We start from the raw sequence: 16,422 nt of genomic DNA on the forward strand, positions 1-16,422 counted from the left end.
AGTCCTTATTAGTCTACACCTTGCGGATTGAATTTATAGCCAACGCCCCACACGGTTTGCACTATTTGGGGGGAGGTGGCGTCTCTTTCCAATTTAAATCGCAGCCGGTTGATATGGGAGTTAACGGTATGTTCATATCCACTATGGTGGTATCCCCACACCGACTCAAGCAGCTGACTTCGACTGAACACCTGCCCAGGATGACTGGCTAAATGGTGAAGTAATTCAAATTCAGTCACGGTGAGTAGTAGTTCGTTGCCATTCAAAAAGACTTCGTGATTCTGCTGGTCGATGGTTAGGCTTCCAATGGATAGTGAGGTAGTAAGATTTTGCTGACTGCTCTGACTATTTTGGTTTTTTAACAGGGCGTGAAACTTCCGTAACTGAGAGCGCACCCTGGCTTGCAGTTCTCGCACACTAAAAGGTTTGGTCATGTAATCGTCGGCACCTAACTCCAGCCCCAGCACTCTGTCGGTTTCCGACGTCTTTGAGGTCAGCATTATGATAATCTGCATGGGAAGCGCTTCACGAACTTGTCGGCAAATATCTAGGCCATTGAGCGATGGCAGCATAACGTCTAATATCACAATGGCGTATTGACCCGTCAATGCGCTTTTAAGTGCTGCTTTGCCATCAGATTGGTGCTCAGTTTCAACCCCCAATTCTTGCAAATTTACCCTCATAAGATTTGCTATATCTTGGTCATCTTCAACGATTAATATGGTGTCTGTCATTCGGTGCGATCCGCGCGCTAAAAATAAGTAGAACGGTGAAAAGGCGTTAATCTTTCATTCAATTTACGCTTTTATTTGGTAAGTCGGTTTGTGTCAGGGGCAATTAGTAACATTTTTACCAAACGCTGTTGCCATTTGCCCCTTGGAACACATTACGTTACTCAGTTCGGGTAATGTGAATGCGGATAACTGGGTTGTCGAACTTGTGCTGTGAAGACAGCGCAGACTGCGTCAGTCCGTCATCGGCGCTTACTACCCCTGGGTGCATCGAAATATAGCCAGTGTCATCACGCTCGGCATCAAAACCTTCTCCGTTTGCCGCTGGTCCAGGCATTGTTGCCGCACTTTCAGAATTCGACTCTGTGCCAGAATCGTAAGCTGGGCGAGAGGCAACGTAGGTTTCGCCAACCTCAAGTCCTGATAGATTCCAGCTGCTTATTCCCGTAAACGCATCGTTAGTGTTCACCAACATGGTAGCAATAGTGAGATTAGCGTCTGTTACGTCATCCACTGTCACACTTATCGTTTGCGAATCACCAGGGGGTATAGGGCCTGTCCCCCCTGAACTTGCTAAACCTTGGCCAAGAAAGTCTGTAGCGTCGCCACCTTCGGCTATGCGCTCTAGCTCAACAGAGGCTACTTCACCCACCTGCCATAGCGTATTGTCACCGTGTAATACAACGGCAGGTGGAGACAAAGGTTGTGCATTGGTTAAATTGGTTATAGTTACTTCATAGCTTACGGGTACGGGCGGTGGAATTTCAGCCGGAACTTCCACCTCAACAATCACTTCCCTAGTGTCATCATCACCACAGGCGGCAAGTAAAAAAGGGATAAGCAATACCACCGCTTTTTTATACTGCTTTGTCTTGTCTTGAAATACGTTGGTCATGTCCTGCTCCTTATCGTACTGTTACCGTTACTTTTGCCACGGGGTTTAACCAACGATGAACGGCATTATTGACATCACTTGCGCCTTCGGTAAGTGAGTCATCACCAATATTACCTCTGTGAATGTGTACAGTTTGATTGATATCCGCTCCGGCAACGCCGGTACCGCCATTACCTATCATGGCTTCTAACGGCGGTGGAACAGGCATTCCTGCTTCTCCTAATGCGCCACTACCGCGCAATTCGTCATTGGCTTCGGTGCCTGCATCATAAGCATTTAAATAAACCGTATAAGTGCCTGCTTCGGTTGGAATTGACCAGTTGTCTAACCCAATAAAACCGTCGTTAGACGGAAGCACCATCGCCACTACCGATAACACTGTGTTGCTATCTGCTGTCATGATATCTGCCGATGCGGTCATAGTTGGGGCTAACAATCCGCTCGCTGGGTTTGCGATGACGTCGGCACCAATGGCGTCGCCGATGGTTGCTATACCGTCTAAACTGCCGCCTTCTGCCATCATTTGTAACTCGGTACTTGCCGTTTCACCCACCTCAAAAAGGCTGGCGTCTGCAGAGTGTGCTACTGCTGCAATGGGGGTGAAATACAAGCCGTGAGTTAAGTTTTGAATTTCTACAGTTAAATCGGCAGCAACACTGTGTTGGGCTGTAAAAGCTAGTAATGCTGCGGTAGTAAGTGTGTTAAATCGTTTCATTGAAGTTTCCTCAGTGATCAAAAAGTGCTCGTGAATCAATGTTGTCAAAAAGTGCTTGTAAACAAGCTTTTTTAAATAACTTTTCGCGTTTGGTCATTCGCGTGAGATCAATACTGAAGGGGAAATGTCACAAAAGTATCCCGAAAATCAGACAAATCTATTCTCTTGATATAACAACTATTACAGTGGTTTTCACTGCACACATTTCCATCATCCGATCAATATCAACAAAAAATAACGATCCACTGTTGCAAACACCCGTAGGAAATAACGAACAAGTTGTTTCAAAATGGCAAGGAGGAAAGATGAAAGACATGCCACAATTGGGAATGGGAACGTTCCGTTTAGAAGCCGAGCAGGCAAGTCAAGCAGTGAGCGACGCACTCGAAGTAGGGTTTCGCCATATCGATACTGCACAGTTTTACGGAAATGAATCTGAGGTAGGCGACGCTATTCAAACCAGTGGGTTAAAACGCGCCGACTTTTTTGTTACTACCAAAGTGTGGTATGAATCGTTAGGTGAAGATCAATTCATGGCAAGTGTCCATGAAAGTTTAGAAAAGTTAAAACTCGAATATGTAGATTTACTTCTTATACATTGGCCGTATCCTGGTGATGATATAACCCTTGAGAGTTACTTAAATCGTTTAAAACAAGCGAAGGAACTCGGGTTGGCTCGACATATTGGCGTATCTAACTTTACGATAGATCAGCTCGACCAAGCGGAGACAATTTTGGGTAAAGGTGAAATATATACCAACCAAGTAGAGTTTCACCCTTTTATGCAAAATCACTCAGTAGTAGAAGCATGCAGAGAGAAAGATATTAAGGTAACCGCCTACATGCCATTTGCTGTGGGCAAAGTGATGCAAGATGATACGCTTACCGCGATTGCCAACAAATATGATGCTTCGGCCGCTCAAGTGGTTCTATCGTGGATGGAAAAACGTCATATTTATGCAATACCCTCATCAACGAGTAAAACACACCTGGCAGAAAATTTAGCCTATGGTGGAGTTCAGCTATCTGATGCAGAATTAGATATAATTGATGGATTAGATAACGGCGAGCGTATTGTCGACCCCGACTTTGCTCCCAAATGGGACTAAAAAATAAAGGACTAAATAATAAGACTACATAGAGCGTAGTTCCGAAAAGACAACGTAAAAACGAAAAGTAGCGATTGAACAGACTCTCTGTCTTTCGCTACTAGTCATTTATTGTTGCTTTCTTTCGTTATGTGTCCTCGCCCTTGCTTTTGTAGAGAGAGTGATTGGCTCAACAAGTAAATCAGTTAAGTTCCCCCCATTTCTCACAAATTAATCAACGATATCTTGATCGTCAATTCTCATCGGTCAAGCGACAGTTTTACCCCCGCCAGTAAGCGTGTGACACCACCTGCAGTATCAACCCTTAAAAACCAGTTTGTTTTGTGCTGTCTAGACAACACACTGCTAAATTCCACAGAGCCGCCGTGTCCGGTACCTAAAAAGTCTTCTGTAAGCTCTACCCGCTCGCCGAAACCATCATCCACATAAGCGTAGTAAGCAAAGTACTCAATGGGGTTGCGCAAACTCATACGCGCTCCAGAGAATTCGCCGCTCATACCGGCAATAAATTTATTTGCTGACGCATCAATCCGCTGCACGTTTTCAAAAAACAGCGTGTTTTCATTAGAATAATTGAAACGATATTCAGCTCGCAAAAAATCACCTCTAAGCACTCGTTCTACACTGGCTTCATAGCTGTGCCTATGTCCCATTCGTGCTGAGTATTCAACTTCAAAATAGTTATCATCGCTGTTTCCTTTGCCAATATCTAACGCATGATTTGCTTGTTCGTTGGCAAGCTGACCAACAACAACCTCTATGGCGCTATTATTGCGAAGAGACCGAACGTGTCGAAAACCGGTTATCCAACCATCTTTAGATAACCCTGTAGAAGAAACTCGACCCTTGTAAGTAGGTATTATTCCAAATTCAGTCTTTCCGTACTGGCTTTGGTGACGGGCGTAAAGTCGCCTTGCGTATAGGTAATCGGTGTTGCTACTGCTAATGGTATTGTGGCTTGAGGAAAATCCGTCACCTGTTACCACAAAACTACGCAGTGACCATGTTTTTGATAGCGTAACGGAAGGGTAATAGCGAATGCGATACTGCTCTCGACTTGGTCTATTTGAGCGCTTGTCGTAACGCAGCTGAATGTCTAGCTTTTGTGAAAACTTCACTGTGCCAGCGTTTGTGGGGCTATCGGCTACTGCACTGGTTGAGTGGTTAAGTAAAAATGCCAAAATAACTAAGCTAACAAGTGTGCTTAGTTTATTGCGTAATTTCCTATCCACATAGATTCCTAGTCAGTTATCGACATATAATTCCAAGCGCACCGACCTGTTGGGCGCTTTATAAAAGGAGGTGACGTATGTTATACACTATTGAGGAAAGAATCGTTGTGACAAGCGTATCAAGTTATCGTGAATAACCCAACGGTAGCCTTTTTGTTCAAACAACGAAATAGAGGCATGGTCTGGTAGGCCATAGTAATTGGCTTGAGAATCATCTTGAGGCATAGCGACTAGTGCCACACCATCTGCTATACGTTTTGTCGCGGCGATCATGGCATCTAAACCAGCAGGGTAGATGGTAAGCATATTGTCAAAGTAGGACAGGCTGTAATCCATTTCGATAGCGTGGGTAGATAATATATCGCCCGTATCAATGCCCCCATCTTGTATGCGATGTAACGTGCACCCTATATGAGATTCGTCCCTTAGCATCGCCCAAAATGTTGCCATAATTCCTCGGTACTGCGGCAATAATCCTGAGTGCAGATTGAGTACTCCGTATTTGGGCACTTCAAGAGCAGGCGTTTTTAAAATACGGCCAAACCGTACCGACAATATTAAATCGGGTTGGCAGCGCTTTAATACAGAAAGGCCATGACCATCGTTAATCTCTGATACAGGGTAGATATCGACACCACGCTGCTGCATGGCTTCGAATGTGAGCAGTTGAGGTTGTGCATAGACCTCGTATTCTCCGCTTTCTTTTCCAGCAGCGCCTTTGTCACTAACGCCTTTTTCTGAGCCTTTACATTTAGAAGCTTCTTGCTTGGAGGCTAGGGCCGGAAAAAGAATTCGTGTGAATAGCGTATTTTCGTAGAAGGACAACGCCTCAAGCGCTTTAGGGCGATGGCTGTTGCTACCTACCTGCGCTGTCATTAGCACACTAAAATGGTGTTCGGGTAAAGCCTTGATAAGACGATTCGCAGCCAAATTACTGGCAATGTCTAGGTTGCAAAGAAGTGTAATACGCATAATCGTCCTTTCAAAGCGGCTTCAATGAAATGTTTTAACTAGAGCGGGTGCCGTCACTACACCGCTAATCTCATACCTAGCAACACCAACATAACCACGTTAGCAATAATACCAATTAAAAAGAAGTAGCTTCGTGGGCTTGGGTTTTTCTCGGTGGCAATGCCATAGTAAAGTGCCATATGAATGACTCTCGCAAAAACATAAATCCATACACAAAGCGCAAAAATAAAGCTTTGATAATTGATAACAAAAGCAAAAAACACAGTCCCCATAAATAGTGCACTGTTTTCAATCGTATTGTGAAATGTGCGATGTGCCCTAAAAACAAAACTATCGTGTGATAAGTTGTCATCCATCTTACCTGGTACTGCATTGGGCTGTGTCGCTTTGCTCACCGTCGCAACGCCCCACTGCACGAGTAAAAGCAGTAAATACAAATAGAAGGCGAAGTAAGCTGAAAATGTGATATCTGTCATGGATAAATCCTTTACTGAGTTTTCCGTGTTTTACGGTAGTGGCAGCCCTTGTAGAGTTATTAAAAATATCGTGTAAAACCACGTTATAAAATACAACGCCATAAAAAACACGTTATGAAAAGCGGTCTGCAAAAAGCAAGCCTCTATTATTGGCACCGTTCTTCTCGCCTGCAGCGCAGAACGAGCGAAGTCCGCTGTAATATATTCCAAATGTCTTATAAAAATTACACGAGAATTCCAGAATTACCTTCCTAGCATAAAGGATGTGTGACGCTACTCATTCGCCATGTAGTTGTGTGGACGAAAAAATAAATAACCACTACGTAAATTCGCTGGATGAGTTTCAATCCGTTGCTGAGCATAATTTGAATAGTTATCAATAATTGTAAATAACTGAATGGCGCGGTCGTTCAGAGAGTGAGATCAGAATATGGCTTAAATCTTGTAGGTTTTTAAGTATGTAGGCATAGGATTAGGTGAGCAGGTTATAAGTAAAGCCCTTAATAAAACCTTTCTGACAAGGTGATTCAACAAGCTCAAATGCACGCTGAGGTGCAGACAAACAGCTGGCTTAGCACATTTGGTTTAGAACGGTGTACGAAGTGTCAGCTTATTAAAACGCTCAGTAAACGTCGCGGTTAGAATAACTAGGATGCGTGAGAAAAATGCAATTAATTTATGTTGACGATAATTTGCCCGGTATATCTCGAAAGCCAAAGGGCAAGCAATGGCGGTATTTCGATCCTATCGGAAAAAAGATACAAGATGCGGATGTTATTGATAGGCTAAATAGCTTGGCGTTTCCGCCAGCCTATAAAAATGCGTGGTTCTGCCCTGAAGAAAACGGCCATATTTTAGCGACTGGGTTTGATAGTAAAGGGCGCAAGCAGTACCGTTATCATCCGGAATTCAGAGCTCAGCAAGAGGCAAAAAAGTATGAGGCCTGCGGTGTCTTTGGTCGTAAATTACCGCTTCTTAGATCGCAATTGGAATCTGACTTACAAGGTGACGAGCTAAATGTTCAGCGCACGTTGGCTGCTGTGGTCAGGTTGATGGATTTGGGCGCATTGAGAGTTGGAAACGAACGCAACGTTAAGCAAAACAAAAGCTATGGTGCCACAACACTTCGTACTCGCCACGCAAAACTAACCGGGAAAACCATTCAGCTGAGCTACCGTGCAAAGTCAGGGAAAGAGCGACAGGTCAATATCACCGACAGGGTGCTTAGTCATGTAATTAAAGAGCTGCAAGATTTGCCTGGTCAGCACCTTTTTCAATATATTATTGAGGGAGAGCGCACCAATGTGACATCAGGTGAAGTTAATCAGTATATTCGAGAGGTCATGGGTGAGTCGTTTAGCGCCAAGCATTTTAGAACGTGGCGAGCCAGTGTCATTGCATTTGAAGAATTGGTCAATGCAACAGGCGAACTTACCCTTAAGAGCATGCTCGATACGGTGTCTTCTCAACTTGGTAACACGCCAGCCATTGCGCGTAAGTCCTATGTGCACCCCGAGTTAATTTCACTGTGTAAAGAGGATGAGGCAACTCAAGAGGCATGGAGAACGTCTTTAACATTGCCGAGAAAAACGAAATATTTAAGCCGCACAGAGCGAGGCTTTTTAGCATTGTTAAACGGCCAGAGTACCCATCATAGGCACAATTAGTTGATTGTGTTCAACGTGTCGAGTGATAAAAGTTAGCCGCTCGATTATTAGTCACTAGCCACAACGACTTGATTACGACCTGCTTTTTTTCCCTGGTATAAAGCCTCATCGGCTTTTCCAATATAATACTCAATCGAGTTGTGCTCTTGGACTCTAAAGGTGAACACACCAATGGTTGCAGTAACTTTGATAGATTGACTATCGGTAATATCTACCGCGTTTTGTTCGATGGATGAACGGATTTTTTCTGCAATACTGCATGCAATAGTGGCACTGACATCATCTGTGATAATGATAAACTCTTCTCCACCAAACCTTCCTAGTAAATCTATGCCCTCACGAAGCTCTTGTGAAATAGAATTCGCTACTGACTTAAGGCACCTATCACCGGCTAGATGACCGTAGGTATCGTTTATAGATTTGAATTTATCCAAGTCTATAATCATGACTGCTATTTCCTTTTCCGTCTCTTTTGATTGTTCAAGCGTATTACTTAAGTAATCCAACGCTGAGCGTCGATTAGCAACACCTGTTAACATATCAATCTCTGCTTGAGTACTTAGTTTGTTACCAAGCGCATTATTGGCGCGATTGAATTCGATACCAAAGGCGGCAGACAACAACACAGAAAAACATAACCAAAGTGCTCTCGACGCTGTTTTACTGGCGGGTACATTTTCGTATGTATAGTTGGGTATGTATTCTACTGACAAATACATAAAAACAACAATTAGGAAGATGGTGAGTGTTGTCGCCCATGTATATTTTGGATTGCTAACTAATGCAATAAATACAGGAATAATAGGATACAGGTAAGAAAACTGGCTATTTACCCCACCAGAGACCAGCGCAATAGGCGTAAGAACGGCAAGTCCTAACAGTACAAAAACAAACGGATACCATGCTTTCGGCTTTGTGTACCTCATGAACAAAAAAACGAGGCCAAGTACAGCAGTATTGACGATTCCAATGTAGGTGAAGACAGCGTCTTGATCGACAAGTGTTGGCCTGATAATAGTCGCCAGCAAAGTGATGAAAAAAATCAAAAATGATGCTTTTATTGTGATTGCATATTTAATTCTATCGATAAACATACATGGCCTTTTGGCAATATAATAATGTAAGGATTGTCATTGAGTAATCAAAGTTATCTGTACCTGCGAAAGCCATTATCATCAACGAATGATCTGATACTTAGATTTACCTTTCTACATTAATCATCACGCATTTTGCTCAAAATATCACCTTAAATAATGTGTGCTTTTTATCAGCAGTGTTTTGTCTGACTCACTATTTACTGACCTAACTTTTAATCAATTGATTTAATAACGCGGGCAGGATTACCGCTAATAATTACGTTATCACCAAAGGATTTGGTGACCACAGCACCCGATGCAACCACCACATTATTACCAAGCGTAACACCGGGGTTTATTACGGCCATTCCACCTACCCAACAGTTGTCGCCAAGCGTGATTGGTTTTGCTAATTCAATGCCGGTGGCTCGCTGAACTGGGTCTATTGGATGTGTGGCGGTATAAATACCAACTTGTGGCGCAAGCATACAGTTATCGCCAATAGTGACCTTGGCGGCGTCTAAAATAACGCAATTGAAATTGGCATAGAAATTCTCACCCACAACAATATTCTCGCCGTAATCACATTTAAACGAAGACTCAATATACAGACGCTTGCCCGTTTTAGCGAACAGGGCTTTAAGCAATTGTGTGCGCTTTTTGTGTTCAGTCTGACACGTACTATTGAGAATATCTAATTGCTTACGGCAGTCTTTACGACGTGCCGTAAGGTGTTTATCAGAAGGGAAATAAAGCTCGCCTGCGAGCATTTTTTCTTGTTCAGTCATGTGAAACTAGCGCCTGTATGGGGATATGGTTATTTCGCGTCGGCGTAGCTTACAACAACCTTTTCTTTAATGTCTTGGTTTTCTATCTTCAGCTCAATCGGCCGCTCTAATATTATAGATCCGTGCAATGTCACATTAGTCCCTATGGTAAGTGTGGGCATATGGTCATCTTCGTCTATCCATTTGCTGTCACTGCTTTTATAAACGATATCGCCAAAGATAACGCTGTCGCCTTCAACATTAATGTCGCCGTTCACCGTAGTGATGTCTTTTTCAATTGTCACGTCGGTAATATGAATGTCGCCATTTACCGTTTCTATATTTCCACCTATTTTACCATGAGGATCAAAGGATATATCGCCGTTCACCGTTTCTACATCTTTCGTTACAGTGACATGAGATGCAGCGAAAATATCACCGTTTACAACATCAATTCTTCTTACCGTAACGTAACTTTCCATATCTAAATTGCCGTTTACTATGCTGATGTCCTCAGCGCTGCCATGCTCATCAATATCTACGTTGCCATTGATTGATGATATATCACCGGCATGCTTACCGCTGGCGATATTAACGCTACCAAGCATCGTACTCACGTCGTTTCCATCCATAGCACTTGCGTTACCTACGTGAATAATACAGCCGCTTAGAAGCGTTGTACTTACTACAATCATGGCACCGGCGATAAAAGACTTGTTCATTTTGATTCCTTTGAGGATCTGTAATGTAATATTAAAATCGAGAAAGCTGGTGGCGTAAAGCAGTACATAATGATGTAAATATTACGTCTTTACTATCTCGCTAAAACTTAACTGTTAGTGAACTGTTGGCTAGCTCTTGCGTAGCCCTTAACTCATGTTGTGTTTTAATCATTTAATGTGCCAATTAATAAAATATTTTAAAAACAAGGGCTTATGGTTTTATTGGTTGGTGGATGACTGATTGTTGTCGCGGGTTTGATTATTAAATTAGCAAAGGGGCTAAATAGTGAGTTTTTTTGCTATTTGTGGCGATGATGTGTGCAGGTGTAGATGTTCATTTTTGTAAGGTTAAGCATAATGTAAGCGTTTCAGTGGCATTTGCGGTGTTAATAAAGTGCTAGTAAGCAAATGTTATGACGGTAAAAGTACCTCAGGCACTTGCTGTTGCTGATAATGGGTCTGTAGATTGCATAATCTCATATACAGATAGTGATAAAGAAAATAGAAAAGTTAACTTTTTGACTGCCTTAACGAATATGCCCCTGTGCGTGTTTTATGCGTTTTAACGGTCCATGGTTTAAAGGAAACGGCATGCAAGATAAGCAGTATCAGCTACACAGAGCTAAGCGTCAGGCATTGGCATGTTTACTGTTTGCGGCGGGTGTTTTTATGATCTCTATTCTCACCCAGAAATATCAGCCTGATATTGCACATACTTGGTGGTTGGGGCTTATCAAAATGGCAAGTGAAGCAGCGTTAGTCGGTGGGCTAGCCGATTGGTTTGCCGTCACTGCGTTGTTCAAACCTATTCCTTCATCTTATCCAATTCCACACACCAACATTGTGGCGAATAATAAAAACGCTATTGCCAATAACCTCTCTGAATTCGTAAAGGAAAAATTTTTTAATCCTCAAGCAATTGAAAAGCTGATCAGTGAAAGTAACCCTGCTCAAGGTGCGGGCCGGTGGTTAGCAATACCACAGAATGCGCAAAAGCTAAGCCGATTTTTGTGCGACGCAATAAGCGGCATGTTGCGAGTATTAGATGACCAACCAGTGAAGGCCTTTATTGCTAAAACGGCTGAGAAAGGGCTGAAAAATCTCGACTTAAACCAATTAATCGCTACCTCTTTAGGTGCTGTGACCAAAGAGCGCCAACACCAAGTCATGCTCGATAGGCTTCTCGGTAAATTAGCGGGGTTGCTTAGCCAACCCGACACGCAGGAATATATTGCTGATACGCTGGTGATATGGCTTAAGACAGAATACAGCAGACTTGAGAAGATATTACCTTCCAGTTGGATAAGCGAGCAGGGCGCGTTAATAGCGGTAAAGGCTGTATCATCTATTTTAGAGGATATTTATCAGGACGAAGATCATCCAATAAGGCATGCATTTGACGAGCAGGTCAATGAGTTCTTACACGACCTGCAGCACAGTCCTGAAATGGAGCAAAAAGTAAACGGATTCAGAGAAAAGGTTATCAACGACCCTGCGCTAAAGAATTATCTTCATAACTCGTGGCAACGGTTTAACCTGTGGCTGCTAAAATCCCTTGAAGAAAATGAGGGTAAAGCAGAGCAAAAGGTTGCAGGGTTATTGCAAGATTTAGGGGTTTCTTTACGAAACGATAGCCAATTATCCCATTCATTCAATCAGCATATCGGCGAGGCTGCAAAATATATGGCGCCCGAGCTAGCCGAGTTTCTTACCCGACATATTAGAGACACAATCAACAGTTGGGATGAAGAGGACATGGCAGCGCAGGTAGAGCTGAATATAGGCAGAGACCTTCAAAAAGTGCGTATCAATGGCACTATTGTGGGTGGGGTAATTGGCGCAATACTGTTTGGCATAGAGATGCTCATTGGTTTGTGATAGTTAACCGTTAAGCGACTCACTTCACAAAAAACGGAATATTTGCGTGTGCGGCGTTACCGTTTCCATCATAGACATAGGCGTATAAACGATAGGCCCCTGGTGTTGTAGGTGCTTCAAATTCAATTTTTTGAACAGAAGTATCTTTAATCAATCCATCCACAATCTCAGGGACTTCCTCTTTATCGCCGCCTACTTGTGTTGCTGTCGATTCCTTTCTTATTTCCCACTTGAAGGTTAGTGGGTCTTTATCTGGGTCTACTGCATTGAGAGTTGCTTCGTACTTATCACCCATTAAAAGATACACGTTGTCAAAGGCTACCTTGCCATCTAAGCCAATAGGACTCACCCTAGGGGCTCGATTTTCTGGCCACTCACCCGTCCATATATATTGCATTACATCAACGGCTTCTGTGCGCTCGCCTGAGTCTAAAAACATACCGTACCAGGTGCTGGTGCGTTCTTGTTTTTGACCCCATAAAAACACATAGTTGCCTATGACTTGCTTAGCATGGGGCTGAATGGCTTTTAAATAGCTTTTGGCATAGTTACTGGCCTTTTCAGAGCTTGTTGTTTCTACAGGAGCTCCCCATTTTGTTTTATACACTTCCCAGTGGCCTACCGCGCCCCATTCGGTGATCATATAGGGGCCAGTGTAGCCGTAAGACTCGATATATTTGGGTAGGTTTACCACATCGGCATAAAGCTGAAAGCTAATGAAGTCCAATGCTGTTGCTCGCTGGGTAACAGCATCCATGGCTTTTTTGTCAAAGCCAGCCAGCGTTGTGGTAGTAGGGTGGTGTGGGTCTAGGCTCTTAATCATTTTTGCGGTTTGGTTTACCGCGTCGTAAACCTTAGGGTTAGTGAAATCGAAGTTCAATTCGTTACCAATAAACCATGTGAGTAGGGCAGGGTGGTCTTTATATTTCATTACTTCTGATTTCACCTGCTCTAATTGTGCTGCCACCGCAGATGAATCATCGTAATCAAAACCGTGGCGCTCCCGGGCAAAATCTATTCCTAAAGACACCGTCATCCCTAATTCGTGAGCCTTATCTAAAAGCGCTTTTGCTGGATAAACGCCGCCATCAATAGACCAGGTGCGAACAGAGTTAGCGCCATGCGCCTTTAGGGTTTTTAAATCAGCGCCATCGGCACCCGCACCTTTCACCAGATAATGTTTACCCGCCCGCGTTAACACATAGCCTCCGTCTGAGGCTTTAGCTACCTCTACGTGGATAGCTTCGGCAAAAAGGCAAGGTGAAAATAGTGCTAATACAGTGATTACAAAATATGTATGTAAACGATGAAGTATGGTCACTGCGTCACTCCTTAAGCGTGTCTAGCGACTTTACATTACAGGTAAACGATGCGACGCCCTAATGAGGGGGTCGCATCCGTAGTTAATTTTTAGACTACACAAACCCTAATTAGTACGCGTAGCGCATGCGCACACCAAAGGTTCTGGGACGCGTGAAAAAGCGGGTATTATCAAATTGGGTAATAATGGTTGCCGCAGTACGAACCTCATCAAATAGATTATTTGCGAATGCTTCGAATCTGAGTGCACCATCGCCGTGGGTATAACCTAAACCAGCGTCAACAGTCCAATAAGCGTCCACGCTGTCATCTAAACGGCGGCGCGGGTTGTCAGGGTTTTGATAGTCAATGCTGTTAAAAATGGTAAGGAATTGTTCATCCCGCCAGCCTGCAGATATTACGTAATCAATGGTGCCAGAGCTTATATCGAAAACCTGGCTTAAACTTGCATTAAGTTGGAAACGAGGCGTGCGTGGCAGTCGGTTACCGTCAATGGACTGAAACACGGCTTCATCAGGTGCCACATCTGCTTGAAAGCGAGAGTCTTGAATATCCTGGCTGTCTTCAATTTCAGCCTCAAGCCACAACGCTGTCCAATTAAGGTTCATATCGTAGGGAAGCTCAAACTTTCCATCAAACTGCATACCATAAATGGCTGAATCTGCGGCGTTGAAGCTAAACGATACCACCAGTGCGCCTGGCGTTGCGTCAAGGGGGTCTACGGGAGCGCCTGAATTGAATTCAAGAGCCTGTTCTACAGAGAGTAGGTTAGTAAATACCTGATCGCGATAGTCGTTATAAAACGCTGAAAAATTAAATGTGGTGGGCACGTCGCCCAAATCAAACTCATTTTTTGAGCCAAACTCAAACAAGGTAACGCTTTCTTCTTGATAAGTTGGCGCTAAAGTGAGCCCAGTGGTTGGATCGCTAAACGTATCGTTAAAGCCGCCAGATTTGTGGCCGGTTGCAATTAATCCATACACAAGCTGATCGTTGTTTAGGTCGTGCTCAATACGTATCCGCCAGTCGACAAAGCTATTGTCAATGCGTCCGTCTTGAACCGTAATGGAGTTATTTGGCGAAATAGGCACAGCAAACGAGTGGGTGCCGTCTTGGTTACAAATGAGATTGTCGGTAACGTCGCTATCTGAACACGCAGGGCGTACGTCTGCGCCGCCCGGAGTAATGCCGTTAGCAAAAATATCATCAAGGGTGTCTCGTTCGCCAAACTGAGCAATACCGTCGAAGTAAAAGTTTAAAAATTCAGCATCGGATACTGCGCCGTCACCATCTTGGTCAGGCTCATAAATAGAGCGTCCAAATCCTGCAAACGCAAATCCTTCGGTGCCAACGCGAGCTCCCATACAGCAACCAAACGGGTTGCCGGTATTGACATCAAACCCACCCAGTGCAAACGCGTAGCGGGCATTCACACCTTGTCGGGTTTTTGTGTCTTCAGTATAACGAAGTCCGAGGGTTAAGCGAGTGTCTGCACTAAACTCATAGGTGGCATCACCGTAAACAGAAAATGAATCGGTATCTGTATTAGGTTGATTAAATTCTGCCCCTTGGAAAAAGCCGCCTCTATCGCCAGCCGATGCTAGAAATGTTTGCTGCCTCTCATTAAATAGGAAGATCCCTGCGGTGTAGGTTAAACGGCTGGTATCATCATCAGATAACAAACGCAGCTCGTGAATAATCGATTCTGAGTCGGTTAAGAATTGAAAGCGTGAAAAGTCATCTATCGCCTGATCTAATGGATCGAGTGCTTCAAATACGCCAGGAAAATCAGGTGACAGCGGTGTGGCGGCTTGATAGTCGTAGATTAAGTCTCGATAACTGCCGTTGTACTCGAGTAAGGCTTTACCCATATCCCACGTCACTTCAATTTTAAAACCATCGTGAATGGTGTCTTGAATTGGAGTGAAGCCTCTTCCTACTACATCTCGAGGGTCTTCAATATCATCTGGGTCAATTCCTAACCCCAGTGGTAGGGCAAAGTTAGTTCCAGTATACCCAGTTCCTTGTTCCCGAGCGTAATCATAAGAAAGGTAAATACTTAAGTCATCCGTGGGCTCATACAGCGCTTGAAAACGCAGTCCAAGGTTATCTGCTGCTTCAGCAAGCTCTAAACCTAACGGGCCGACATCGTTATAATACGAGTCGTGATCCACTTTAGTGCCGGCAATGCGAAAAGCGAGTTTGTCGGTAGCAGGAATGTTAAGCGCACCCGTTATAGAGCGCTGATTATAATTACCCACCTCCACTTCTGCACTTCCATTCCACTGATTCAAGGCCGGTCGCCAAGGAATGATGTTTACCGAGCCGGCGGTGGCGTTACGCCCGCGCAATGTACCCTGCGGGCCAACGTTTACTTCCACTCTCGATATGTCAAAAAAGGCAGAACCAATGCCTGAGGGGCGAGGGATATAGACACCGTCTAAGTGAGTTGCAGCGGCAGGGTCGCCAAGCTCGGTGTTGTTAGAGCTGCCGATACCTCTGATCCACACCTCCACGTTGCCTTGATTATTACCAATTTCAAGACCGGGGATAGATTCGGCAATATCAGTAATATCTTGAATGCCCTGTGCTTTCAAATCTTCCCCAGAAAAGGCAAAGGCAGTACCCGCTAAGTCTTGCAAATCTTGAGTTCTGCGCTCTACAGTGACAATGATTCGCTCTACGTCAGCGTCTTTTTTATCTTGCTCGCCTTCAGCTTCCTGCGCTGCTAGCGAACTGCAGGTCATTAGAGCAACTGCAGCCATCAAAAGCAGTTTGCTGGCGAAATGAACCTTTGTTGTGGCAGTATTCATGAACCCTTGCTCCGCGCTCGATACATTTTTATTGAAATATTTCATTGCG

The 16,422-nt window shown here is 44.0% G+C and carries 14 protein-coding genes; 3 read left to right on the forward strand and 11 right to left on the reverse strand.

The annotated features are described in order from the left end of the window. Positions 1-8 precede the first annotated feature (8 nt). From ACOJR9_RS06995 to ACOJR9_RS07005, 3 genes are all read right to left on the reverse strand, one after another. On the reverse strand, positions 9-734 hold the full coding sequence (locus ACOJR9_RS06995) for a winged helix-turn-helix domain-containing protein (RefSeq protein ID WP_420935587.1): 726 nt from the start codon (positions 732-734) through the stop codon (positions 9-11). Positions 735-891: 157 nt separating this feature from the next. Continuing rightward, positions 892-1,626, reverse strand: a complete 735-nt coding sequence (locus tag ACOJR9_RS07000; protein ID WP_420935588.1) for a spondin domain-containing protein — start codon at positions 1,624-1,626, stop codon at positions 892-894. Between the two features lie 10 nt (positions 1,627-1,636). Beyond that, complete coding sequence (locus tag ACOJR9_RS07005) at positions 1,637-2,341, reverse strand: spondin domain-containing protein (protein WP_420935589.1); 705 nt, start codon at positions 2,339-2,341, stop codon at positions 1,637-1,639. A 305-nt stretch (positions 2,342-2,646) separates the two neighbouring features. Between ACOJR9_RS07005 and dkgB the strand changes: the two genes are divergently transcribed. Continuing rightward, the gene (gene dkgB, locus ACOJR9_RS07010; RefSeq protein ID WP_420935590.1) at positions 2,647-3,450 is read left to right on the forward strand and encodes a 2,5-didehydrogluconate reductase DkgB; all 804 of its coding nucleotides are present in this window, start codon (positions 2,647-2,649) and stop codon (positions 3,448-3,450) included. Between the two features lie 239 nt (positions 3,451-3,689). Here dkgB and ACOJR9_RS07015 read toward each other — a convergent pair whose 3' ends face one another. The 3 genes from ACOJR9_RS07015 to ACOJR9_RS07025 all read right to left on the reverse strand — a co-directional run bounded on the left by ACOJR9_RS07015 (position 3,690) and on the right by ACOJR9_RS07025 (position 6,130). Continuing rightward, entirely contained in the window at positions 3,690-4,682 is a 993-nt protein-coding gene (locus ACOJR9_RS07015; RefSeq protein WP_420935591.1) for a hypothetical protein, read from the reverse strand. An 87-nt stretch (positions 4,683-4,769) separates the two neighbouring features. Then, on the reverse strand, positions 4,770-5,654 hold the full coding sequence (locus ACOJR9_RS07020) for a formyl transferase (protein ID WP_420935592.1): 885 nt from the start codon (positions 5,652-5,654) through the stop codon (positions 4,770-4,772). Positions 5,655-5,710: 56 nt separating this feature from the next. Beyond that, positions 5,711-6,130: an MAPEG family protein gene (locus tag ACOJR9_RS07025; protein ID WP_420935593.1), complete on the reverse strand. Its 420-nt coding sequence runs from the start codon at positions 6,128-6,130 to the stop codon at positions 5,711-5,713. A 665-nt stretch (positions 6,131-6,795) separates the two neighbouring features. Here ACOJR9_RS07025 and ACOJR9_RS07030 point away from each other — a divergent pair. Then, the gene (locus ACOJR9_RS07030; RefSeq protein ID WP_420935594.1) at positions 6,796-7,797 is read left to right on the forward strand and encodes a DNA topoisomerase IB; all 1,002 of its coding nucleotides are present in this window, start codon (positions 6,796-6,798) and stop codon (positions 7,795-7,797) included. 47 nt (positions 7,798-7,844) lie between these two features. Here the strand turns inward: ACOJR9_RS07030 and ACOJR9_RS07035 are convergent, their stop codons facing one another. The 3 genes from ACOJR9_RS07035 to ACOJR9_RS07045 all read right to left on the reverse strand — a co-directional run bounded on the left by ACOJR9_RS07035 (position 7,845) and on the right by ACOJR9_RS07045 (position 10,362). Next, positions 7,845-8,891, reverse strand: coding sequence for a GGDEF domain-containing protein (locus tag ACOJR9_RS07035; protein ID WP_420935595.1), 1,047 nt, complete (start codon positions 8,889-8,891; stop codon positions 7,845-7,847). Between the two features lie 215 nt (positions 8,892-9,106). Further along, on the reverse strand, positions 9,107-9,661 hold the full coding sequence (locus tag ACOJR9_RS07040) for a sugar O-acetyltransferase (protein ID WP_420935596.1): 555 nt from the start codon (positions 9,659-9,661) through the stop codon (positions 9,107-9,109). Positions 9,662-9,690: 29 nt separating this feature from the next. Further along, the gene (locus ACOJR9_RS07045) at positions 9,691-10,362 is read right to left on the reverse strand and encodes a hypothetical protein (RefSeq protein WP_420935597.1); all 672 of its coding nucleotides are present in this window, start codon (positions 10,360-10,362) and stop codon (positions 9,691-9,693) included. 591 nt (positions 10,363-10,953) lie between these two features. Here ACOJR9_RS07045 and ACOJR9_RS07050 point away from each other — a divergent pair. After that, complete coding sequence (locus ACOJR9_RS07050; RefSeq protein WP_420935598.1) at positions 10,954-12,240, forward strand: DUF445 domain-containing protein; 1,287 nt, start codon at positions 10,954-10,956, stop codon at positions 12,238-12,240. A 19-nt stretch (positions 12,241-12,259) separates the two neighbouring features. Here ACOJR9_RS07050 and ACOJR9_RS07055 read toward each other — a convergent pair whose 3' ends face one another. Further along, positions 12,260-13,561 (reverse strand): glycoside hydrolase family 2 TIM barrel-domain containing protein, encoded by a 1,302-nt coding sequence (locus tag ACOJR9_RS07055; protein WP_420935599.1) that lies wholly within the window; start codon positions 13,559-13,561, stop codon positions 12,260-12,262. Between the two features lie 109 nt (positions 13,562-13,670). Next, positions 13,671-16,418, reverse strand: a complete 2,748-nt coding sequence (locus tag ACOJR9_RS07060) for a TonB-dependent receptor (RefSeq protein WP_420935600.1) — start codon at positions 16,416-16,418, stop codon at positions 13,671-13,673. Positions 16,419-16,422 lie beyond the last annotated feature (4 nt).

It is taken from the genome of Alteromonas ulvae (assembly GCF_048987005.1).
Taxonomy (GTDB): domain Bacteria; phylum Pseudomonadota; class Gammaproteobacteria; order Enterobacterales; family Alteromonadaceae; genus Alteromonas.

Bases quoted from the DNA above. Each gene is read 5' to 3' on its own strand.
- ACOJR9_RS06995 (WP_420935587.1), bottom strand. From the start codon at position 734: ATGACAGACACCATATTAATCGTTGAAGATGACCAAGATATAGCAAAT.
- ACOJR9_RS07000 (WP_420935588.1), bottom strand. From the start codon at position 1,626: ATGACCAACGTATTTCAAGACAAGACAAAGCAGTATAAAAAAGCGGTG.
- ACOJR9_RS07005 (WP_420935589.1), bottom strand. From the start codon at position 2,341: ATGAAACGATTTAACACACTTACTACCGCAGCATTACTAGCTTTTACA.
- dkgB (WP_420935590.1), top strand. From the start codon at position 2,647: ATGAAAGACATGCCACAATTGGGAATGGGAACGTTCCGTTTAGAAGCC.
- ACOJR9_RS07020 (WP_420935592.1), bottom strand. From the start codon at position 5,654: ATGCGTATTACACTTCTTTGCAACCTAGACATTGCCAGTAATTTGGCT.
- ACOJR9_RS07025 (WP_420935593.1), bottom strand. From the start codon at position 6,130: ATGACAGATATCACATTTTCAGCTTACTTCGCCTTCTATTTGTATTTA.
- ACOJR9_RS07030 (WP_420935594.1), top strand. From the start codon at position 6,796: ATGCAATTAATTTATGTTGACGATAATTTGCCCGGTATATCTCGAAAG.
- ACOJR9_RS07035 (WP_420935595.1), bottom strand. From the start codon at position 8,891: ATGTTTATCGATAGAATTAAATATGCAATCACAATAAAAGCATCATTT.
- ACOJR9_RS07040 (WP_420935596.1), bottom strand. From the start codon at position 9,661: ATGACTGAACAAGAAAAAATGCTCGCAGGCGAGCTTTATTTCCCTTCT.
- ACOJR9_RS07045 (WP_420935597.1), bottom strand. From the start codon at position 10,362: ATGAACAAGTCTTTTATCGCCGGTGCCATGATTGTAGTAAGTACAACG.
- ACOJR9_RS07050 (WP_420935598.1), top strand. From the start codon at position 10,954: ATGCAAGATAAGCAGTATCAGCTACACAGAGCTAAGCGTCAGGCATTG.
- ACOJR9_RS07060 (WP_420935600.1), bottom strand. From the start codon at position 16,418: ATGAAATATTTCAATAAAAATGTATCGAGCGCGGAGCAAGGGTTCATG.